Source organism: Pseudomonas sp. R151218B TE3479 (assembly GCF_053629195.1).
The window spans coordinates 3,629,433-3,650,716 of sequence record NZ_JBRJHV010000001.1 but is presented as its reverse complement, the minus strand read 5'-3'; the positions used below and the strand labels follow the sequence as shown (position 1 = coordinate 3,650,716).

General features: G+C 57.9%; 20 protein-coding genes. 9 read left to right on the top strand and 11 right to left on the bottom strand.

What is annotated here, in order from left to right:
- The 3 genes from AB7M32_RS16185 to AB7M32_RS16175 all read left to right on the top strand — a co-directional run bounded on the left by AB7M32_RS16185 (position 1) and on the right by AB7M32_RS16175 (position 3,772).
- On the top strand, positions 1-1,035 hold the full coding sequence (locus AB7M32_RS16185; protein WP_092168823.1) for a histone deacetylase family protein: 1,035 nt from the start codon (positions 1-3) through the stop codon (positions 1,033-1,035).
- Between the two features lie 50 nt (positions 1,036-1,085).
- Positions 1,086-2,141: an ornithine cyclodeaminase gene (locus tag AB7M32_RS16180; protein ID WP_092168826.1), complete on the top strand. Its 1,056-nt coding sequence runs from the start codon at positions 1,086-1,088 to the stop codon at positions 2,139-2,141.
- A 176-nt stretch (positions 2,142-2,317) separates the two neighbouring features.
- The gene (locus AB7M32_RS16175) at positions 2,318-3,772 is read left to right on the top strand and encodes an amino acid permease (protein ID WP_092168829.1); all 1,455 of its coding nucleotides are present in this window, start codon (positions 2,318-2,320) and stop codon (positions 3,770-3,772) included.
- A 44-nt stretch (positions 3,773-3,816) separates the two neighbouring features.
- Here the strand turns inward: AB7M32_RS16175 and AB7M32_RS16170 are convergent, their stop codons facing one another.
- Complete coding sequence (locus AB7M32_RS16170) at positions 3,817-4,347, bottom strand: DUF2867 domain-containing protein (RefSeq protein WP_092168832.1); 531 nt, start codon at positions 4,345-4,347, stop codon at positions 3,817-3,819.
- Positions 4,348-4,460: 113 nt separating this feature from the next.
- The gene (locus AB7M32_RS16165; RefSeq protein ID WP_092169080.1) at positions 4,461-5,087 is read right to left on the bottom strand and encodes a DJ-1/PfpI family protein; all 627 of its coding nucleotides are present in this window, start codon (positions 5,085-5,087) and stop codon (positions 4,461-4,463) included.
- A gap of 126 nt (positions 5,088-5,213) precedes the next feature.
- Between AB7M32_RS16165 and AB7M32_RS16160 the strand changes: the two genes are divergently transcribed.
- Entirely contained in the window at positions 5,214-5,798 is a 585-nt protein-coding gene (locus AB7M32_RS16160) for a TetR/AcrR family transcriptional regulator (protein WP_454250530.1), read from the top strand.
- 31 nt (positions 5,799-5,829) lie between these two features.
- Here AB7M32_RS16160 and AB7M32_RS16155 read toward each other — a convergent pair whose 3' ends face one another.
- Positions 5,830-6,459 carry a LysE family translocator gene (locus AB7M32_RS16155; protein ID WP_454250529.1) on the bottom strand — a complete coding sequence of 210 codons (630 nt, stop codon included), beginning with the start codon at positions 6,457-6,459 and terminating at the stop codon, positions 5,830-5,832.
- Between the two features lie 260 nt (positions 6,460-6,719).
- On the bottom strand, positions 6,720-7,346 hold the full coding sequence (locus tag AB7M32_RS16150) for a hydrolase (protein WP_454250528.1): 627 nt from the start codon (positions 7,344-7,346) through the stop codon (positions 6,720-6,722).
- Between the two features lie 231 nt (positions 7,347-7,577).
- On the opposite strand from AB7M32_RS16150, the gene AB7M32_RS16145 reads away from it, so the two are divergent.
- Positions 7,578-8,474 carry a LysR family transcriptional regulator gene (locus tag AB7M32_RS16145; RefSeq protein WP_454250527.1) on the top strand — a complete coding sequence of 299 codons (897 nt, stop codon included), beginning with the start codon at positions 7,578-7,580 and terminating at the stop codon, positions 8,472-8,474.
- A gap of 258 nt (positions 8,475-8,732) precedes the next feature.
- On the opposite strand, the gene AB7M32_RS16140 is transcribed toward AB7M32_RS16145, so the two are convergent.
- Positions 8,733-9,515, bottom strand: coding sequence for an EAL domain-containing protein (locus AB7M32_RS16140; protein ID WP_454250526.1), 783 nt, complete (start codon positions 9,513-9,515; stop codon positions 8,733-8,735).
- 330 nt (positions 9,516-9,845) lie between these two features.
- Here AB7M32_RS16140 and AB7M32_RS16135 point away from each other — a divergent pair, with 330 nt between their 5' ends.
- Together AB7M32_RS16135 and AB7M32_RS16130 are read left to right on the top strand one after the other, a co-directional pair.
- A complete protein-coding gene (locus AB7M32_RS16135; protein ID WP_454250525.1) occupies positions 9,846-11,528 on the top strand; it encodes a diguanylate cyclase in 1,683 nt (560 codons plus the stop codon).
- A gap of 304 nt (positions 11,529-11,832) precedes the next feature.
- Positions 11,833-12,603, top strand: a complete 771-nt coding sequence (locus AB7M32_RS16130) for an alpha/beta fold hydrolase (protein ID WP_454250524.1) — start codon at positions 11,833-11,835, stop codon at positions 12,601-12,603.
- An 87-nt stretch (positions 12,604-12,690) separates the two neighbouring features.
- On the opposite strand, the gene AB7M32_RS16125 is transcribed toward AB7M32_RS16130, so the two are convergent.
- Positions 12,691-13,554, bottom strand: a complete 864-nt coding sequence (locus AB7M32_RS16125; RefSeq protein WP_454250523.1) for an alpha/beta fold hydrolase — start codon at positions 13,552-13,554, stop codon at positions 12,691-12,693.
- A 176-nt stretch (positions 13,555-13,730) separates the two neighbouring features.
- On the opposite strand from AB7M32_RS16125, the gene AB7M32_RS16120 reads away from it, so the two are divergent.
- Positions 13,731-14,123, top strand: coding sequence for an ester cyclase (locus tag AB7M32_RS16120; protein WP_454250522.1), 393 nt, complete (start codon positions 13,731-13,733; stop codon positions 14,121-14,123).
- Positions 14,124-14,267: 144 nt separating this feature from the next.
- Here the strand turns inward: AB7M32_RS16120 and treS are convergent, their stop codons facing one another.
- Both treS and AB7M32_RS16110 read right to left on the bottom strand, forming a co-directional pair.
- A complete protein-coding gene (gene treS / locus AB7M32_RS16115) occupies positions 14,268-16,334 on the bottom strand; it encodes a maltose alpha-D-glucosyltransferase (RefSeq protein ID WP_454252149.1) in 2,067 nt (688 codons plus the stop codon).
- A 225-nt stretch (positions 16,335-16,559) separates the two neighbouring features.
- Positions 16,560-17,537 carry an AraC family transcriptional regulator gene (locus AB7M32_RS16110; protein WP_454252148.1) on the bottom strand — a complete coding sequence of 326 codons (978 nt, stop codon included), beginning with the start codon at positions 17,535-17,537 and terminating at the stop codon, positions 16,560-16,562.
- 100 nt (positions 17,538-17,637) lie between these two features.
- Between AB7M32_RS16110 and AB7M32_RS16105 the strand changes: the two genes are divergently transcribed.
- The gene (locus AB7M32_RS16105) at positions 17,638-18,885 is read left to right on the top strand and encodes an MFS transporter (protein WP_454250521.1); all 1,248 of its coding nucleotides are present in this window, start codon (positions 17,638-17,640) and stop codon (positions 18,883-18,885) included.
- 106 nt (positions 18,886-18,991) lie between these two features.
- Here AB7M32_RS16105 and AB7M32_RS16100 read toward each other — a convergent pair whose 3' ends face one another.
- Genes AB7M32_RS16100 through AB7M32_RS16090 form a run of 3 tightly spaced genes read right to left on the bottom strand, consistent with a single transcriptional unit; the run spans position 18,992 to position 21,269 of the window.
- Positions 18,992-19,360 carry an L-rhamnose mutarotase gene (locus tag AB7M32_RS16100; RefSeq protein WP_454250520.1) on the bottom strand — a complete coding sequence of 123 codons (369 nt, stop codon included), beginning with the start codon at positions 19,358-19,360 and terminating at the stop codon, positions 18,992-18,994.
- Positions 19,357-20,256, bottom strand: coding sequence for an amidohydrolase family protein (locus AB7M32_RS16095; protein WP_454250519.1), 900 nt, complete (start codon positions 20,254-20,256; stop codon positions 19,357-19,359). Before AB7M32_RS16095 ends, AB7M32_RS16100 begins: the two co-directional genes overlap by 4 nt.
- A complete protein-coding gene (locus tag AB7M32_RS16090) occupies positions 20,253-21,269 on the bottom strand; it encodes an aldo/keto reductase (protein WP_454250518.1) in 1,017 nt (338 codons plus the stop codon). The genes AB7M32_RS16095 and AB7M32_RS16090 overlap by 4 nt, the downstream gene beginning before the upstream one ends.
- Positions 21,270-21,284: the final 15 nt, after the last annotated feature.

The window sequence follows — 21,284 nt, the reverse complement described above, 5'->3', positions numbered from 1 at the left end:
ATGTTTACAGTTTTCAGTGATTCCCATCGTTTGCACCATGGCACCGAATTGAAAGACGGCGTACTCAAGCCGTCATTCGAACAACCCAGCCGGGCCGATACTGTCCGTGATCGGGTCAAGCAGGTAGGTCTTGGCCTGATCGTCGAACCACGAGCATTTGACCGGGCGTGTTACGTCAATGCGCACAGCGAGCGCTACGTCAGTTTCCTTGAAAGCGCATGGTCACAATGGTGTGCGACTGGGCGTACTCACGATGCCTTGCCGCTGGTATGGCCAGTGCGCGATTTGTCCAACGATCAAGTCCCGACTTTCATCGACGGAAAACTCGGTTTCTTCGCCATGGATGCCGGGTCCCCGATTACTGCGACCACATGGCAAGCGGTAAAGACCAGCGCAGACATCGCCCTCACCGGCCTGGCGCTGATCGATGAAGGCCACGACAGTGCCTTCGCCCTGTGCCGCCCGCCCGGGCATCACGCAGCACGTGAATACATGGGCGGCTATTGCTATCTCAACAACGCTGCCATTGCCGCACAACAGGCCATCACTCAAGGCGCGAAACGTGTCGCGGTACTGGACGTCGACTTCCATCATGGCAACGGCACTCAAAACATCTTCTACGGGCGCAGCGACGTCATGTTCGTGTCGCTGCATGGCGAACCCACGGTGTCTTATCCGTACTACTCAGGTTTCAGTCACGAAGTCGGCGCCGGCCACGGCGAAGGTTACAACCTCAACTACCCGTTGCCGAAAAACACCACCTGGGAAAGCTATCGCAATGCCCTGCTCCACGCCTGCAAGAAACTCCAGCAATTCGCCCCTGAAGTGCTGGTCATTTCACTCGGCGTCGACACGTTCAAGGACGACCCCATCAGCCACTTCCTGCTGGAAAGCGAAGATTTCATCGGCATCGGCGAGCTGATAGCGGGTGTGGGCTGCCCCACTCTGTTCGTGATGGAGGGCGGCTATATGGTCGATGAAATTGGAATCAATGCGGTCAATGTGCTGCATGGTTTCGAGAGCAAGCGCACCTGAACCGTCCCCTGCCCCGCAATGTTTCTACTACTGAACCGGAGAATAAAAACATGACTCTTTTTATAGACGTCGATCATGCCGCACGCCTGTTCGCCACGGTGGGCATCCGCCGGGCAATCCGCGAAATGGCCGATTACATCGAAGCTGACTACTCACGCTGGGCGCAGTTTGATAAATCGCCCCGCACCGCCAATCATTCGGCCAACGGTGTGATCGAGTTGATGCCGACCGACGATGGCCAGCAGTACTCGTTCAAATACGTCAATGGTCATCCGGACAACGGTCGAAGCAACCTGCTGACAGTCATGGCCTTCGGTGTCCTGGCCGATGTCCACAGTGGTTATCCAACCCTGCTCAGCGAACTGACGCTGACCACCGCGGTACGCACCGCAGCGACCTCGGCCCTGGTCGCGAAGTCCCTGGCGCGTCCAGATGCAAGCAGCATGGCAATCATCGGCAATGGCGCCCAGAGCGAATTCCAGGCCCTCGCCTTCCATGAAATGCTCTCTATCAAGGAACTGCGGATATTCGATATCGATCGTGACGCCTCGCTCAAGCTCAAGCGCAACCTGTCCGCATTCCCGGATCTCGAGGTGATTCTGGCCAGCTCTGCACAGGAAGCGGTCAAGGGCGCAGACATCGTCACCACGGTCACCGCCGATAAAGCCTATGCAACGATTCTGACGCCCGAGATGATCGAACCCGGCATGCATATCAATGCCGTAGGTGGGGACTGTCCGGGGAAAACCGAACTGCACGCCGAGATCTTGCGCAATGCCCGGGTCATCGTTGAGTTTGAACCTCAGACCCGGATCGAGGGTGATATCCAGCAATTGGGAGCCGACTTCCCTGTCGTCGAGTTTTTCCGGATTGTTCAGGGCGCAATCCAGGGCCGCGAGAACGACGCACAGGTCACCGTGTTCGATTCGGTGGGTTTTGCCCTCGAAGACTTTTCGTCGCTGCGCTACGTGCTGGACCTGGCGCAGGAGCATGCAATCGGTGAGCGCATCCATCTGGTGCCGACACCCGCCAACATAAAAGACCTCTACCAAATTCTCGACCGGCAACCAGCGATCGCCCCTTCACGCCCGCGCGCAGTGAGTTGAAAGCCATAGGTGATGCCCCTGAGCAGAGTGCCAAGGGGCAACTCCCCCCTGCGAGTACGCGGCAAATCTCGCCGTCCGCAAGCCACCACCGTCAATAGCCGCTGCATCCCTAACAAGTACACAAGACATCCACCTTTCTGCCAAAACTCAAAAACATAAAATCAAGAGGTTTTGTAATGAAATCAATCCCATCAGGGCTGACTGAACAGCCCGCGCTGCAGCGCACGCTCAGCAACCGTCACATTCAATTAATGGCCATGGGAGGTGCCATCGGTACGGGCCTGTTCATGGGTTCCGGGAAGATCATCGCCCTCTCTGGCACGTCGATCATCCTCATCTATATGATCATCGGTCTGTTTGTTTATTTCGTCATGCGTGCCATGGGCGAAATGCTGCTCTCCAATTTGAACTTCAAAACCTTCGCAGATTTTGCCGGTGCCTACCTTGGCCCACGCGCGGCATTCTTTCTTGGCTGGTCGTATTGGCTGAGCTGGAGCGTTGCGGTGATAGGCGACGCCGTCGTTGTCGGCGGATTTTTCCAGTATTGGTTCCCCGATGTACCTGCCTGGATACCGGCCATCGGTATGCTGATGACACTGTTCGCATTGAATGTACTGACGGTCAGGCTTTTTGGTGAGGTAGAGTTCTGGTTCGCGATCATCAAGATCATTGCCGTCGTCACCCTGATTGGCGTCAGCCTCGTGCTGATTGCCAGCTCCTTTGTCTCACCCAGCGGTGTCACTGCCTCTCTGAACCATTTGCTGGATAAACAAGCCGCCTTTCCCAACGGTCTGTTCGGTTTCTTTGCCGGTTTCCAGATGGCAATCTTCTCCTTTGCCGGCACCGAACTGATTGGTACCGCAGCCGCCGAAACCCGTAACCCTGAGAAGACCCTGCCGAAAGCCATCAACTCGATTCCGCTGAGAATCATCCTGTTTTATGTGCTGGCACTGGCCTGCATTATTGCAGTGACTTCCTGGCAACAGGTTTCGCCCAGCAAAAGCCCTTTCGTCGAGCTGTTCCTGGTTGCCGGGTTTCCCGCAGCAGCAGGCATCGTCAACTTTGTGGTGCTGACGTCTGCCGCTTCCTCGGCCAACAGTGGCGTATTTTCGTCTAGCCGCATGCTGTTTGGCCTGGCCAATCAGGACAACGCCCCAGGGATTTTCCGACGTCTGTCGGGCAATAGCGTGCCTCTGCTGAGCCTGGCGTTCACCACATTGCTAATGCTGGTGGGCGTGTTGCTGCTTTTCATCGTTCCTGAAGTGATGACCGCATTCACCATTGTTTCTACTGTATCGGCCATCCTGGTGATTTTTACCTGGTCGACCATCCTTGCCTCGTATATCGCCTACCGCAAAAAGCGACCTGAGCTGCACGCCAAATCGGCTTACAAAATGCCCGGCGGCGTGCCAATGGCGTGGTTTTCCCTGGCGTTTCTGGGCTTTGTTCTTTGTCTGCTGGCATTGAGACCTGACACTCGTATTGCCTTGCTGGTCATGCCAGGGTGGTTCATTTGGTTGGCAATTGCTTATCAGGTGACCGATGCCAGGAAGACAAAATCCGCGCCTGGCAACAGCGAAGGTAACGCGCCTCCCCCGCGCAACATCACGCAGAGCGCGAACATCTCGTAAGCTGATTGCGGATAGATACCGAGAGAAGTACGGGTTGATCCGCCTCAGGGGCAGGTAGCCAGGGGCCAACCGACGCGCGCTGCACGCAGCAGGCTGGCCCTGACAACCAAGCGGTGAAATGGGGCAATAACGAAGATGTAGGCCCGGCCTAGTCGGTTGTGGCACTGGACCACGGTTGAAAAAACGAGTTGGCGACTGCCTTCTGGCTCTGTCTCCCCAGCACATAGGATCGATAGCCGGAAGTCGAGGTGCTTGTCGTCCTCTCCCAACACGATTTCAGTCTGGTTGGTGCTGTAGACCTTGAAGGGTCCAATCCGATGAGCAAGTGATGCCAGATGTCTGGCTGTCTTGAGACCAAAACAAGCAACGGCAATGTCTCGGACTTTCATCAGCCAGCCGATCCAGGATGGCTGGTGAGAGAGGATGAAGCGAGCCAGCAAATCCGGATCGCTGGATGTGCCCGCCGGGAGCCGAATCGCAAAAGCGTCCGCCAGGTCCATCGACTTGTAAAGGTGGGTGATGCCGGACCTCGAAGGGACTGGCACGGACATTATGAGCTCAAATTCTCGGGGCATCGGGGATCTCTCCTGAGTGCTGACGACTGATTGGACGACATGCCATGTCGCGTTTCTGGTTGCGATGGTTTGTCGTGAAACGTTCCTTGTCGCCCTGTGGGTGCGTGCCTGGTTTAGAAGTGGCTGGATGTTGTTGAGGCGCCCACTTTTCCTTGTCGGATACTGAGCCCGATCAAGGCATCATAGTGCGCTTGCTGTCCAGCGGGCAGAACAGGGCACAATGTCGCACGGCGCTTATCGATATCGAACCAGGATTCAACCAACCATCCCACCAGATAGAGCGCCGAAAGGCATCCGCCCGCGGTTGCAATGTTTCCCTGGCATACAAGAGGCTGATCCACGGGCTCGAGCCCCAGTGCTTGCAAGCTCGATCGTGCATCCGGGTGTGTAGTTGCCTGGCCGCTGAGCAGCCCGAGCCGTTCGAGAATGAAAGCGCCGGCACATATGGAGCCGATCCGCTGGCGCCTGGCGTCAAGTTCAAACGACGGCAGGAAATCCGGGGCGGCAAGTGCAGCGGGTACCCCTTCCTTGCCGCTGACGAACAATACCGCGTCGGCACTATTGGCCTCGGAAAGCGGACCGTGCACCGAAACAGGCAGACCGTGCGCCGACCGCACGACAGCACTGGAACCCAATATTCGGACGTGCCAGTCCTCAGTGTTGCGGCCTAGAATGTCCCACATCAGGAACAGGTCGATATCCGTGAATTGGTCGAAAGCAACCAGAACGATTTTCTTCAAGGCGAACTCCATGAAAAGTGCTGGCGTGCTAAACGCAACGGCCATCTTTGCGGGTGTTCGCAGCGTATCAACCGGTTGTGCACCATACACAGTCTGTATGGCACTCACTCTGGAGCGAAATAACGGGTGAAAAAACTAACTCGTCACCATTGGATCGCGGCTGGTTTTGAGGCCCTCGACCAAATAGGGCATGTTGGCGTTTCCGCCGAGAGTCTATCGCGCCGACTGGAGGTGACCCGCGGATCGTTCTATCACCATTTCCGCAATCGCGAAGACTTTGTCCGCACCTTGCTGACCGCTTGGGAAGAAGACTACACGGAGCGCATGCTCGCTTATGCGGCCCAGGGTCGCAGCGCGGGCGAAATCTTGAAACGCTACTTGAGCATTGCCGCGCAGAAACAACCTGGGCGGGAGGTTTCCATCCGGGCCTGGTCGCTGCACGATCCATTGGTAAGCGAGTTTCAGCAACGCGTTGACACAAGACGACTGGACTTCGCGATACAGTCGTGTCGCCGCTTGGTCCCTATGCCTGGCGAAGCGGAAGTGATTGGTCAGGTGGCCCATCTGTGCCTGATTGGCGGTCAACAGGCTGGGCTGCGGCATGATGCCGCTCGCTTCAACCGTTTCCTGCATCGAGCCTTTTCACTTTTCGAAGGGGCTCTTCCACCGTGGCGGGCCGATTCCCGCCCCCAAGCCGTCGATGACATTTAAGACCCCATCGACATGCAGTGCAGCATTCGGCTCAAGCCGGATTGGAAACAGCCAACTTGAGCCCAAACGCGACAAAAACACCGCCCGTGAGTCGGTCAAGCGCCTTCAGGGCCGCCGGGCGCTTCAGGAAGTTGCTCAGCGGCACCGTAGCCGCTACCAGAATGCCGAACCAGGCCAGCGTCAACAGCACGTGTAACACCGCAAGGAAGAAGGAGTAACTGGCCACGCTCGCGCCACTCGGGACAAACTGGGGGAGGAACGTGATGTAGAAGACACCTATCTTGGGGTTCAGCAGGTTCGTTAATAAACCGCGAACAAAGGCGCCACGCGCCGAGGCCGCCATATTCTCGTTCCCCTGCCCTTGCAGCGTTGTCCTGGGTCGCAGCAGCAGTTTTACACCCAACCAGACGAGATACGCGGCACCGACAATTTTCAGCGCAAGGTAAGCCCACTCCGAAGCTTGCAACAGGGCACCGAGGCCCAGTGATACCGCGGCTCCCCACACCAGACACCCGAGCACGATACCTATAGCAGCCATCACCGCCGACCGTCGACCACCGGTCGCTGTAGCGCGAAGCACCATGGCGGTGTCCACGCCGGGGGTCACCGTGAGCACTGACGCGGCAGCGATGAAGGCAAGCAGCAGGGATAGGTCGTTCATTTGGATGTCCAGGGCAGTCGGCAGCCGTACGGTTATCCACTCTAGTTAGCCACTTGGCGTTCGGTCAAACGTTCTGTAACCCGTCGGCCGAGGACCTGCACACCAGGAACATCTGAACTGCGATCCCCAGATCAAAACGACACCACATCGAGTCCGACAATCAGGTTGGCTCACCGCCCGCGTCAAGAATGAAGATGGCGACTTTCGCAAGCGCCACCCCCATCCTGTTTGCAGTTTTGTGAGTTGCGCCAGGGCGCCTTCTACAGCGCCTTCTCGGCGTTAAAACCGTCGAAGTTTTCGAAGACACCCATAAAGCCCGGGACAGCCGACTCCCGTGCCCAGTCGCGCTGGAGCTCGCAGTACATCTGCACACGGCTGATGAGTTTCGCACCCGCCTGCTCGATTCGTCGAAGGGCTGCCTCGTGCGCGGCGACTGACGTGCCACCGACCGCATCGACCGGCACATACACTTCATAGCCTTCCTGGATCGCGTCCAGTACCGGGAACGTCAGGCAGGCTTCGGTCCAGAGCGCGGTCATGATGAGTTTGCGGCGGCCGACGCCCTTGACTGCCTGCTTGAACTCAGTGTCCTCCCAGCTATTGATCGAGGTGCGGTCGTAAGTCGGCAGGTGGCCGAGCACGTCCTGCAACGCTTGGATCGGCGGTTTGTTGCGACCGGTCGCGACGTTGACCGTCGAATGAATGATAGGAAGGTTGTAGTTGACGGCCGCCTTGGCAACGCTGGTGATGTTGAACACGAGCTCGTCACGGGGCATCGAGCGAATCGAGGAGACCTGGATCGGCTGATAATCGATGATGATCAGCGCGCAATTCTCAGGCGACAACAGGTGGTCGGTATGGGGGTTGCGGATAGTCTCGCTTGTCATTGTCTGGTCCTTTTCTCAGTTGTCATACACGGTGCCAGAAAGCCAGCGCGCACTCGGATGGACGGGCATGGCCTTGACGAAGTGTCTACTGATGTTGTCAGTGGACTGGGTGTTTCCAGACAACATGCGCCACTGGCGACATTGCCCGGAAGCGAGGATTATGCTGTTGCCATTTTCGACGCAGTAGTCGCAACAGGCGGCTAGCTGTGTCGCACAAAGAGGAACGCTGCCTTGGATATGGAAGAGCTGCAAACATTCGTGGAAGTGGCTGACGCCGGGGGCGTTTCGCCTGCGGCGCTCCGGCTTGGGGTATCCAAATCGATCGTCAGCCGCAGGCTCGCCCGGCTTGAGGCGGAACTTGGCATCCAGTTGCTTGCACGAACCACCCGCGGGGCCGCCCTCACCGAAGCCGGGGCCACGTTCCGAGATTATGCGGCCAGGGTCTGCGCCGAAATCGAGGCAGCCAGAGAAACGATCCTGCCGACCGGCGCCCTGCGCGGTCGCTTACGCGTCGCGGCGCCGCTGTCTTTTGGCCCTACCCATTTCGCGCCCATGCTCGCGCAAATGGCCCACCGTCATCCCGAGCTTCATATCCAGACCTGCTACAGCGATCGCTTCGTTGATCTGATCGACGAGGGGTTCGATTGCGCGATACGCGTCGGGTATCTCCCGGATTCCAATTTGATTGCGAGGAAAATCGGCCCGATCTACACAAAGCTCGTCGCGAGCCCAGGCTACGTAAAAGCGCATGGGGCACCAGAGACGCCGGACGAGCTCATTGCCCACGAGGCTCTTCTGCAGGGTACCGAAGCGTGGCAATTCATGGTGGGTGACAAGGTCATCACGGCTCGTCCGCAGGGCCGCTTCAAGGCGGACAACGGCATAGCCCTCGTGGCCGCCGCCACCGCGGGACTCGGCATCGCGTACCTACCGGACTGCCTGACTTATGAACATGTGAACTCAGGGGCGCTCGTGCCGATCATGACCCGCTATCCACCACCCCCGGCAGGTGTATACGTGGTCCGTCCCCCAGGCCAGCATCCGGCACGGAAGATACGAATGCTTACAGAGCTGCTGATCGAGTCATTCGGACAGTCTCCGCACTTTGCGGGGCCTGCTCGTATTTGATCGCAGCAACGATCACCACTGGCTGTCCATCTCGTGACTCAAGCGATTGAGGGCTACCTGTCGCCTGCCTCCGCTGACGCCCCTGAACTCAATGGCTTACGGCGGGGAGTGATGCCAACCTGCCTGTACATTTTTTGAGCGTCCGTTGAAACCCTTTGCCTACCTGGCATCAGCGCGGTTATCCACAGACATACTCACGGATTTCTTGGATAACTGGAGCGCTCCTGCCGTAGCGAATCTCTGGAGTCGAGCCCGCCTCTACCGCACACCGTCATCAAAGCATCCAGCCGGGAGATGACCGACCGCGGGCCTTGCATACAGATAGCCTTGCATCAGTTCGATCCCCATGCCTAACAGCGTCGAGCTTTCTTCACGGGTCTCGACACCTTCGGCGATGACCAGGATATCCAGGCGCATGGCGACCAGGATGATGCCTTCGACGATCGCTTGTTTGACCGAGTCTCGATCGATGTCTCGGGTCAGTGCCATGTCAATCTTCAGCACCTGCGGCTGGAACATGGCCAGCAGGTTAAGGCCCGAATAGCCCGCGCCAAAATCGTCGACGGCGGTAATGAAACCCTGACGCTCGTACTCCACGAAAATCGATTTGAGGTGATCAGGGTCTACCACCTTCTCGCCTTCGGTCACTTCGAACATGAGCCTCTCTGGGGGGAAATGGGTCAGGCGCGCCGCTTCAAGGGTGGCCCGGATACACGTCTCTGGCCGGTATACGGCGTTGGGCAGGAAATTGATGCTCAGCAAGCAATCGGGAATGTCCAGCAGCCCCAGCCTTGCGGCTTCTTCGATGGCCTTCACCCGGCAAGCCTGGTCGAATCGGTAGCGGTTGCTGTCGTTCACAAGCCCCAGAATGTAGCCAGCCGATTCGCCGTTGATGCCCCTGACCAACGCTTCATACGCAAATGCAGCACGTGTCCGCACGTTGAAAATAGGCTGGAAGGCCATGGTGAAATCAAACCCCAACGCCTCATGGTTGCGGCATTCGGCGCAGCCGAGCGATTGGAACGGAGGGCGTTTCGTCATGATCAATATTCCGTGGCGGTCGTGATAGATCCCTGCGGGTACAAGGAACTGTAGCCGACACCACTTGCATCGGCGCGGGCCGAAGTTTCTGAAGCACTATAGGCCGGTCCCCAGACGCTCACCTTGATCGGTACGATAGGTATACCTGGCCTTTCCGGCTAAAATGCGTAGATTCCACCACCCGCCAGGGACGAATTCGTCAAGCCGCGTAAAGCCGCGCGTCTTCTCAGCGGATAAACAATCTTTTGACCGTCGAACGGTTTTAGCGTGATACACCTACGCCATTAACCTTACTTGCCGATAAAGATGTGAATCCCATTGGAGCTGACGATGCCCCATCGCACACCCAGACTTCTCCTTGCAGCAGCTACTGCCACGTTGGTCATGTCCGTCACGGCCGCAGTAGGTCCGTTTACCCTGTTCTGGACGAATGAGACGCGTAACGAACGCAACCTGGTAGAAAAGCAGCTGGACAACATTCGCACGGTGCAAAGTTTGCTCGTGGATGCGGAGACGGGCGAGCGCGGGTATGCATTAACGGGGATGGAGACATTTCTGCGGCCTTATTACCTCGCCACGTCGCAGCTTCCCGGCGCGATCAAGCAGCTTCGTGAGAACTATCGAAACGATTCGTCCGCTGAAATTGCCAAGGTGGAGGGCTTCATCGAGAAGTCCGCACTCAAGCTGGACCACCTGGACATGGTGATCAAGCTGCGCAGCACCCAGGGTGCTGCTGCGACGGTGGCGGAAATCGCTACGGGTAACGGCAAGCACCTCATGGACCAGGTCCGCAACCTGGGAGGCGAGCTGATTCAAGCAGAAGTCGAGGAAGTGGCTATTCTGGACAACCAGCTCAACGCCAACTTGCGTTGGGCCGTCGCCGTTTCCATCGCAAGCTTCCTGCTTACGCTTGTGCTGGGCCGTTTCATTTACGTGTCCATGCGTCAGACCATAAAGCGCCAAGCCGAATCGACGGCTAGCGCGCTTTCTTCAAGCACCCAACTGGGCAAAAGCCTGAAAAACCTTAAGCGGCGCAATGCAGAAATAGGCTTGCTCGCAGAAATGGCCCGCCTACTCCAGACCGAGATGAGCCAAGAGGAGACGCTCCAGCTGGTCAGCACTTACTGCCAACAGTTGCTGGAAGGCAGTAGTGGAACGCTGTACCTGTACCGCAATTCGGCTGATGCTTTGCAACCGGCTGCAAGCTGGGGCCACGTCGAGGCTCAATCAGATGTCCTCATCGGCCCCAAAGACTGTTGGGCCATACGGCGAGGCCATCCCCATGTGGTTGAACATCGTCATGAGCTGCGTTGCGCCCACTACTCAGACAAATCAGAGTTCGACGATGGCGACATTCACTGGTGCCTGCCGCTGATAGCCTACGGAGAAACACTGGGGCTCTTGCATATCCAGCATGCTGGCGGGAATAGCGATAAGGAAATCAGCCGCCAGTTTGCGGAAGCTGCCGCGGAGCAAACCGCGCTAGCGCTGGCGAACGGCAGGATGCGCCAGGTCCTGCAAGTCCAGTCGATTAAAGATCCGCTGACGGGTCTGTATAACCGTCGTTTCATGGAGGAGACGCTCAAGCGCGAACTCTCCAAAGCCACTCGAGACGCAGCGGACCTGAGCGTCATCATGCTCGACCTGGACAACTTCAAAAAACTGAACGACATCCATGGTCATGCTGCGGGTGACGCGGTATTGCGAAGCACGGCATCCTTGATCATGAAGTCAATCAGAGCCACCGATGTCGCCTGCCGGTTTGGTGGAGAAGAGCTGATCGTCATATTGCCGGATTGCTCCATTGAAGACGCTCTCCTGCGAGCCGAATCCATCCGGGATTCGCTGGAAAGCATGAGCCCTACGGATGGAATGCAGACGTTCAGCGTTACCGCATCCTTTGGCGTGGCCTCGACGACGCGTAACGGGACCGATCAAGCCCTATTGCTGCAAGCAGCGGACGCCGCGCTGTATAAGGCCAAGCGCGGGGGGAAAAACCGCGTAGCCTCGTAATCGGTCATAGGGAGGAGAGAACGTAAGCCGCCTCAGAAGCGGCGGCCCCTCTTTCTCCAATCGCCGTCGCAACGCCTATATGCCCTTAGGCAAAGTGCCCCTGATGCCCTCACCTCGCACCCTCAAAAAATTTAATTAAAAACAATCACTTATACAAATCTTGAATTTATTCTTAAAAAATATCTTGCGCGCAAACATTTTAGACGATAACTTTATCGCAACTGGTTAGCGCGCAAACAGTTACCGCGCAACACAGCAGCCAAATCTGGCAACCGCCCTTTTCTTCTCTTACAGGTAGTTACTCATGAAAAAGATTCTTTCTGGCCTGGCCTTCGCCACCGCTTTCGCAGCCACTGGTTTTGCAAACGCAGCTGACGTCAAACCCACCGTGGTCTTGGTCCATGGCGCTTTCGCCGACTCGTCGAGCTGGAACGGCGTGGTCAAGATTCTGGAAAAGGACGGTTATCCGGTCATCGCGGCGGCGAACCCGCTGCGTGGCGTCAGCAGTGATGCACAATCGGTGGCAAGCATCGTCAAGAACATCAAGACACCGGTGGTTCTGGTCGGCCACTCCTATGGCGGTGCGGTGATCAGCGAGGCGGCATATGGCAATCAGAACGTGAAGAGCCTGGTGTATGTAGCAGCGTTCACCCCGGAAGCTGGCGAGACCGCGGCAGAACTGTCTGGACGATTCCCGGGCGGCACCCTCGCCTCGGCCTTGTCGACCCCGGTCGAGCTGGCTGATGGCGGCAAGGATCTCTACATCCAACAGGATAAATTCCACGATCAGTTCGCAGCCGATGTTACTGAGGCTGAAGCTCGCCTGATGGCGGCTGGCCAACGTCCCATCACCGTCGCCGCGCTGAACGAAGCTGCCACGGATCCTGCCTGGAAAACCATTCCGTCCTGGTTCGTGTACGGCGACAAGGATAAGAACATTCCCCCTCAGGCCATGGCGTTCATGGCGGAGCGTGCGCACTCCAAGCAGACCGTCGTGGTTAAAGGCGCCTCCCATGTGGTGATGGTTTCCAACCCGAAGGTGGTGGCAAACCTGATCGAAAAAGCTGCGCAATAAACGCAATTGGCAACACGAGGCCCGCGCATGCGGGCCTTTTGCCGTTGCCTGGGTCACATTGAGCTTTTCGCCGGCCGGTCACAATACTCATCGCCCGGAGAAAAAAGCCTCCAATGCGCAAGCCAACTCGACCGGCGCCTCTTCGGCGATGTGATGACCACTGTCAATGCCGGCACCGGTGACTTTCTGTTCTGCCCACGGCGCCCAAACCGCAAGCACATCGCCATAGAGTTCCTCCAGATCATCCTGCAACGACCAAATAACATGGAGCGGGCATTGAAGCTTGCGACCAGCCTGGCGGTCTTCCTTGTCGTGCAGATGGTCCAGCTCGATTCCTGCGCGGTAATCACCGAGCATCCCGATCACGGTTTCGGGGTCGTGAATCGCGGCCTGAAAGTCCTCATAATTTTCTTGCCCCATAGCCTCTGCGTCTCCCCCGTACCAAGCCTTTGGATTCGCGAGAATGGCCCTTTCTGGCTTGTCAGGCTGGGCATAGAAAAACCAGTGCCACCATTTGGACGCGAACCGTGCCCCACATCGTTCAAGCGCTTCCAGGATGGGCACGCCATCCAGAATGGCCAACTTCAGCACCCGTGACGGATGGTCTAGCGCTGCGCGAAAAGCAGTGTAACTGCCTCGGTCATGGCCCGCTAAGTAGAACTTATCGAACCCAAGGCTCTCCATGAGCGCCACGCAATCCCGGCCCTTCGCTCGCTTCGAAAAAGCTTCGTAGCCTTGAGAGTTCGTCGGCTTACTGGACCTGCCAAACCCTCTCAAGTCTGGGCAGACCACCGTAAAAGATCTGGCCAGCAGCGGTGCAACCTTATGCCAGGTGGTGTGGGTACGGGGGTGACCATGAAGCAACAATAACGGCGGGCCAGAGCCACCGTAACGAACGCGCAAAGTCGCCTCGGGCAAGCTGATCATTTCCAGCTGGAAACCTTCGAACATAATCCCCCCGTGATGAATGCTTTTCACTACACACAATAGATCAAGGTAGTGTTCGGGTACCGTTTACGCAGTTATCTTCGCGTTTCGTCCCAAGGGTGAGCCTGACTTTGCTGTCAGCCTGACACTCGCTAAGATCGCAGAAAGGCAAGAACAGACATGCGGAGGAGAATCACCCCATGACCTCGAACCTCGCCGATCTTTATAGCGACTACATCGCCTGCCTGAACGCGCAGGACTGGGAAAATCTGGGTCATTTCGTGCACCCGGATGTGGTTCACAACGCGAGACCATTAGGATTGCATGGCTATCGAAGCATGCTGGAAGCGGATTATCGGGCGATCCCTGACTTGCGCTTTGCAATTGAATTCCTGGTGATCGACCCACCTAAATTGGCGGCTCGCCTGGCCTTCAATTGCACGCCGGTTGGGGAGTTTCTGGGCCTGGCGGTGAATGGGGCACGCATCGCCTTCGCCGAAAACGTCTTCTACGGGTTCGAGGACGGCAGGATTCGCGAGGTCTGGTCGGTCATCGACAAGGCAGCGATCGAAGCTCAGCTCCGATCAGCGTAGGGGATGCCTCAAGGCTGCAGGTTATCCAGGCCTGCTCCCCCATGGGTGACGGAGCAGAGCATAGACAAAGCCTTGACTAAGTCTGACCAGATCTTATGGCATGGCTGGGTGGTTGAGCGATCAACCACCTCGCTTTCCCAAGCCCTAGATCATCGGTGAGCTGCTCACCACCCTTAGCGCCAACCCTTCGAACGCATCCAGCGTAATGGTGAATTCGCCCTCAGGCGTAAGGTCGCCTTCGACCCGCTCATTGATGATGTCGACCACCGGCCCCGGTGCGATATTGGGCAGGTGCAGGGTTTCAGTGATCGGGGTCGAACCGAAGTTCAGCGCGGTGATTTGCGTGCCTTTGCCGGCCGGCAATTCGTGAACCATGATCAGCAGTCCCGGATGCTCGACGTCCGGAATCAATATCTGGCGACTGGCGGCGATGTCATAGGCACGGCGCGCAGCGAGGATTTTGCGCAGCTGCGAGACGAACGAATCCGGATCTTTCAACTGGCTTGGCAAGCTGCCGTATAAGGTCTTCGGACGTGGCATCTGGCCGGCCGACAATGCCGCATCAGGGTTGAGGTCCACCAAGTCGTAGGCACCGCGATGAATCCAGCGCGTGTCGCCGTCGCCCATCAGATGCTCGACCTGTTCGGCCGGCAACGGCAATGCGCCGACCAGGTCCCAGCCAGACAATGCGAACACGCCGGGTTGCATCGCGTTGTACATCACCAGCAGCAGATGAACCTGGCGAATCTGTTGGATATCCGCCGTCGTAATGGTGTCGAGATCGCGAATCCCCAGCGCTGCGGTGATGATGCTCGCGGTGGTGCAGGACACGCCGTTGGTGACGAATTTCAGATTGTAAGGCGCATGCTCGCCAGTGAGGCGTTCGTACATCTGCTCGCGGATGTGCTCGCGCAGGATGCTGCCGGGAAAGGTCTGGCCCTGATAGAGGTAAGTATCGTGCGCGTGCAGGGTCCAGAAGTGCACCAACTCCAGGGTCAATTCATCATGATTCTGCAACGCATGAATCAGCGAGCCTGGATCGATGCCGAGGGTGTGCATCTGCCGCAGCATCAAGCGCAGGAACTCGGCGTCGCCCATCAGCAAGGCGTGCTGGTAGGCGGGTCGGGTGATGAAGTCGTAGGAGAGATCCGCCCCTCCATGGGACATGGCGGCGATATCGTCCACGGTCAGGTTCAGCTCTTGGAAACTGAAGCCGCCGGCCTTGCGAATCGCTCCAGCGAGCAACTGGTTTCCGGTGATCGATAGCGGATGGCTTTCGGACCAGGCGGTACCCTCGAGTTTGCGCTCGACGCCAAGAAATCCGTTGGCGTCCAGACGCAGGATTTTCGCCCCCGAGACATCGATGGCATGCAGCGCGTCCCCGATGATCATCTGCTGAGCGGCAAAGGTCGGGTCCAGCCAGTTCAGCGAAGGTTGCCCTTCCTTGAAGTAATGCAGGTAGACCCAACGGCGCGGCTTGCCGTCAACGCCCATCACCACCGGTGTCGCACTCCAATCGGTTTCCTTGACCCCTGGTTCGAAGAAGATCACCCGTTGCAACTGCCCGACGATGTAGTGCTTGTCCCGCAGAACGTCGACCTGCTGCGGGGTGAGGTTCTGCGCATCGCGCCCCTCGGCAATGTCGGGCAGCAGCGGCCAATCCTCCTCGCGGATCTCCACCATGTGGTAGAGCCCCGGATAATCTTCATACGCCATCTCGGCCAAACGAAAATCCGCGCCTTTGCCGGTATGAGACGGGATGACATCCTCGATGACGACCGCATTGTGCGCGGCGGCCATTCGGGTCAATGCTTGCAACTGCGCCTCGGTACCCAATTGCGGGTCGAGCTCGAAACTGATGCGGTCAAAATTGCCGTCGATCGTAGGTGTGTAGTCAGTGCCCGAAAGGCCACCGGACCTTTTCAAAGGGCCATTGTGGATGCCCTGGATACCGATTCTCGACAGAGCATGCCATAAGGTTTCATCCCCCAGCGCTTCAAGCACAGTGCCATTTTCGCCGGTAACGATGGAGGCCGGATACGCGGTGAACCACACCGAAGCCAATGCCGAGGCATCGCGAGGCCGAGTATGCGCATAGGGCTGCTGCCACATTCGGCCCTGGCCCGAGTAGAGCTTGGCGCGCTTCCTCGCAGCATTGAGCATCGATTGTTCGACCAGCCAGTCGACATGATTTTTCTCGGCTGCCGTCATGGACACAATCACCTCCGTCATGGAAAAAACCGCAGTCGCCCCTCTCCAACCGAGGCGCCGCTCGTTTTCATATGAGGCCACCACACGACATTCGTTGCATCGAATCAGGAGAAAGCCTGCGAGGCACAATCGGCCAGGCCAGAGCGAAGCTCGATCGGTTTCAAACCAGCAGCCAGGGGCTCATCGTCAATGCCGTTGCAGTCGGCCGGACCTACCTGGCGCCATTCACTCCGCGAGCTCACTGCTTCGACGTGTCTGTCGACTGGCCCCTGGTGGCTGGCCGTTGATGCGCTTGAATGCACGGCTGAATGCCGCTTGTGAGGTATAGCCCAAGCGTTGTGCGACGGCATCGATCGACAGGTTGTCCTGCGTCAGCCATTGGCTGGCGATCCGCATCCGCAGTTCGGTCGCGTATCGCAATGGAGGTACGCCAATGGTGGCCTGGAACCGTTGGGCGAACACGGAGCGCGAAACATGGGATTCGGCCGCCAGCTCGGCCACCGTCCACTCGCGCCCGGGTTGGCGATGCAACGCAAGGATAGAGCGTGCCAGGCGCGGATCTCGCAGCGCAGCCATGAGCCCTTGCGCATTTTCCGAACCCTGCTCGACCCAACCCCGTACGAACAAGGAGGCAGCGACTTCCGCAAGCCGAGCCATGATCCCGGCATACCCGATGCGTCCGGCGCAGATCTCACCCTTGATCGAGTCGAGTATCGTTCCCAGCCCTGGATAACGTTGACCACCGGTGTCCGCCACCATGACATTCGGCATCAGCTTGCCTAACGCCCGCATGCCGCCAAGGTCGAACTCCATGCAGCCATAGAACAGGATCGTACTGGGCGTGGAAAGTGTGCTCGGACAAGTGTTCACACCGCTGACAGCCTCGCCCAAGGGGGCGGCATCAAGTTGGTCGATAGGCTGGACCGTGACATCCACGGCGGATAGCAGTTCGTGCCCATGGCCTTGCGGCACCAAGACCGCGTCACCTGCCGAGAGGTGATGTATCGCGCCATCGCCTGTACGCAGGATGGCCGTACCCACCGCCAGATAATGAAAGTAGGCATGGGCCGATTTGTGTTCGAAACCCAAGCCAAAGCTCGGACCCGTTTGAACACGGCGGTACTGAACACCGCGCAACCGCATTCCCGTGAGCAGTTCGCTAATCAGCTCAGAAGACAGAGCGAATTGTGCTGATTCAGTCATGTTAGGTGTTTCGATCAAAAGACTAAGAGTTAGCATCATAGATCATCCTGACGCTCAGCCCTAGAGTGTGTCTCACGATCACTTTCCAAGGATGCTTGAGATGAGTAGCAATGCGTTTGATGCCGCACCTGGCAGCGTCACTGGAGCAGAGCCGGCGGCCCCGGCATGGACGGCGGTTTTTTCCCTGGCCATGGGCGTCTTTGGCCTGCTGACGGCTGAATACCTTCCAGCCAGTTTGCTAACGCCGATGGCTTCGGACTTGAGCGTCTCCGAAGCGATGGCCGGACAGGCCGTGACCGTCACCGCCGTGGTTGCGTTGTTTGCCGGGCTCTTGGTGCCTGGTCTTACTCGCAAGCTTGACCGGCGCACCGTCTTGCTCGGTTTCTCCGCGCTGATGATTGCCTCCAACTTGCTGGTGGCCATGTCATCGAGTCTGGTGGTCCTGTTGTTGATGCGAGTGCTGCTTGGCATCGCGTTGGGCGGGTTCTGGAGCATGGCGGCTGCCGTGGCCATGCGGTTGGTACCGGCGAAATGGGTGCCCCGGGCGCTGTCCATCATCTTCAGCGGCATCGCCGTGGGAACAGTGGTTTCCGTTCCGCTGGGCAGCTACTTGGGCGGTCTCTTCGGCTGGCGCAGTGCCTTTTACGCGGCAGCGGCGGTCGGGGTGCTGACGTTGATCTTCCAATGGTTCACCCTACCCCGCATGGCGCCTCGGAAAATGGCACGCACAGCCTCCGTGCTGGAATTGCTCCGCCGTCCCGGCATTGCCATTGGCATGCTCGGATGCGTGCTCGCGCACACAGGTCAATACGCACTGTTCACCTACATCCGCCCGGCACTTGAAAGCGTTGTACCCATCGACACCGATGGCCTGGCTTTAATCCTATTGGGCTTCGGCGCCGCCAATTTCGTTGGCACACTCGTGGCGGGTTGGCTGATGGAGCGTAGCTTGCGCCTGACATTGATCCTTATGCCGGCCTTGGTAGCCGTGGCCGCGTTTGCCATGATCTCGCTTCCTCTCCAGGCACCGGGACTGGCACTTGCAGTCGCCCTCTGGGGCCTGGCTTTCGGCGGAGTGCCGGTTGCCTGGTCGAATTGGGTGGCCCGCGCGGTTCCGGATCAAGCCGAAACCGCAGGCGGGATGGTCGTCGCCGCGGTGCAGTCGTCAATCGCCGCGGGCGCTGCGCTCGGTGGGTTGGTCTTCGGCTTTGGCGGCGTAATGGGCGTGTTCATCATCGCAGGCGCGGTGATGCTGCTGGCGGCTCTGATGATTGCGCTTCGTGTTCGAGTGGAATTGCCGAAGCCTGCCGGAGGCGAACTTTCAGGACATTCCCGACTTGCGCTTTGAAATCGAATGTCTGCGAGCGCGGCAATTCGGGGCCAGATGCCGCAAACCAGAGTAATCGCCGCGGGGCTGTCTCATTCTTCGCAGACAGCCCCCTACAGACTGCTATTTACACTCGCGGTTGTTGGACACCGTCGCAGGAGAGCAATGCTGTGCTTAGCTTGAAAAGCTCCTTGGACAGTTGCCATTTTCCTTCTACGGATCCTGGCATTGCACACTGATAGCGCCACATCAGTTGTTCCCATTCCTGCACTTTCAGGTTGCTGCCTTCCATGGCCGCCAAGCGCTCAAAAGAGAAGTCATCGCCTGCTTCCAAAAGCATGATCAAGCGATTTTGATAGCGCCAGATGGTCATGTCTTCCACACCCGCCAGGCGCAAATGATTCAACACCTCAGGCCACACCGCCTGGTGATGAATTTCATATTCCGCGATCAGCGCGGGGTCATCCTTGAGATCGAGTACTTGGCAATATCTCATTTTGGGCAGGCCGGGTCAGTGTCCAGTTGTTGGTCGGGCGCAGGGCGAGCGCAATCGATCCGATAAACAAGACAGGCGTTCATACCCATGATCAATTCGGTGCCCTCGCGTATCGATCGAGTCTCATGTTCATCCAGGTACTTGCGAGTCATCGCCCACCACGCGAAGTAATCCGAAGCAAGATTGATCACGGGCCAATCGCTGCCCCACATCACCCGCCGTGTACCAAATGACTCGAGGACGTTATCCATGTAGGGTTGCAGTGCCTGGGCACCGTCGCCTTGCGCGGCTTCAGTGAGCAGGCCCGACAGCTTGCAGTACACATTGGGCAGCGCTGCCAGACGCTGGAGGTCACGGGACCAGGGTTCGGTCTGCCGACTCGCGATATCCGGCTTTCCCGCGTGGTCTATCACGATCCTCAATGCACGATTACGCTCGGCCATGGCCACTACCCCGTCAAGGTGCTTGGGCAAAACCAGGACATCAAGACTGAGATCGTGCTCTACAAGTGCATCTAAAGCGGCTTGAATCTGGCCATCCTCGATCCAATTGTGGGCCGGCAGCGCTTGCAACATGGCACGCACGCCCTTGAATTTGGGGTGCCCCGCCAAGCGTGCTATCTCCCGTACTGCAGTGGTTGACGTCAGATCGATCCACCCCACTACACCCAAGATGCTGTCGTGTCGATCAGCCAACTCCAGCAAGAAATGTGTATCGCCCAAGTGAGGGTTCGATTGAACGGCGACGGTTCCATCGATGCCGCATTCGCGCAGGTGTCCAATCAAGTTGTCAGGCGTGAAGTCCTTGAAGATTGGGGCCAGGTCCGCCGAGGGCCAATCCCCATGGCCGCTGTCGAGGCGCCAGTAATGTTGATGGGCGTCGATGCAAAGCGTCATAGGGCACCTTGGGGCAGTGGCGCATCAGCATCGATCAACTCGCGCGCTTGAAGCGTCTTCCAGAAAGCCTCTGGGATGTCCTGCTCGAACCACGCGATACTCCGGTCGAGTTGCTGCGGCGTGCGTGTACCCACCACACAAGACACCACCGCGGGATGCGCCATGGGAAACTGCAACGCTGCCGCAGGCAGGGGCACCTCGAACTCTTCGCAGACTGTTTTCAGCGCTTGGACTTTCGCGATCACCGCGGCGGGCGCTTCGCCATAATCAAAGTGCGTGCCGCCGGCAAGAATGCCTGAATTGAATACGCCACCGACGACAATTGAATTGCCCTGTCCCAAGCATTTGTTCATCAGTGGTGCGAGGCTTTGCTGATCAAGCAACGTGTAGCGTCCGGCCAGCAATGTGCAGTCCAGCTGGCATTCGTTCATGCTGTCTTGCACGACCTCCCATTCGTTCACGCCCAAACCAATGGCCGCAATCGCTCCGCCCTCACGCAGGCTTTCGAGCGCCCGAAAGCCGCCGCCTCTGGTCAACTGATCCCAGTGAAACTGGTGTCGTTCGCCATGGGTAAGCCGCCCGATATCATGCACGTACAGGATGTCTATCCGGCAGACTCCTAGACGTTGGAGGCTATCTTCATAAGAGCGCATGATTGCGTCATATCCATAGTCGTACACTGGCCGGAAAGGCAGCGGATTGGCCCAGCCATCGTCCCCATTGCGTACTGAACCATCCGCGCGCAGCAGCCGACCGACTTTAGTGCTCAAGATAAAATCCGCTCGCGGGCGCTCGGCTAACTCAGTGCCGACCCGGCGTTCGGAGCGGCTGTATCCATAAAAGGGGGCCGTATCGTAGTAACGGATTCCCCGATTCCAAGCGGCTTGCAGCGTTTGCGTCGCCTGATCCGCGGACACCTCCCGGTAGAGGCCACCCACTTGTGAACACCCCAAGCCAAACACCCCTATTTCCAGCGAGCTTCCGGGAAGCCATCGTTTTTCGGAGATTTTCAAGTTCGCTCACTCCTT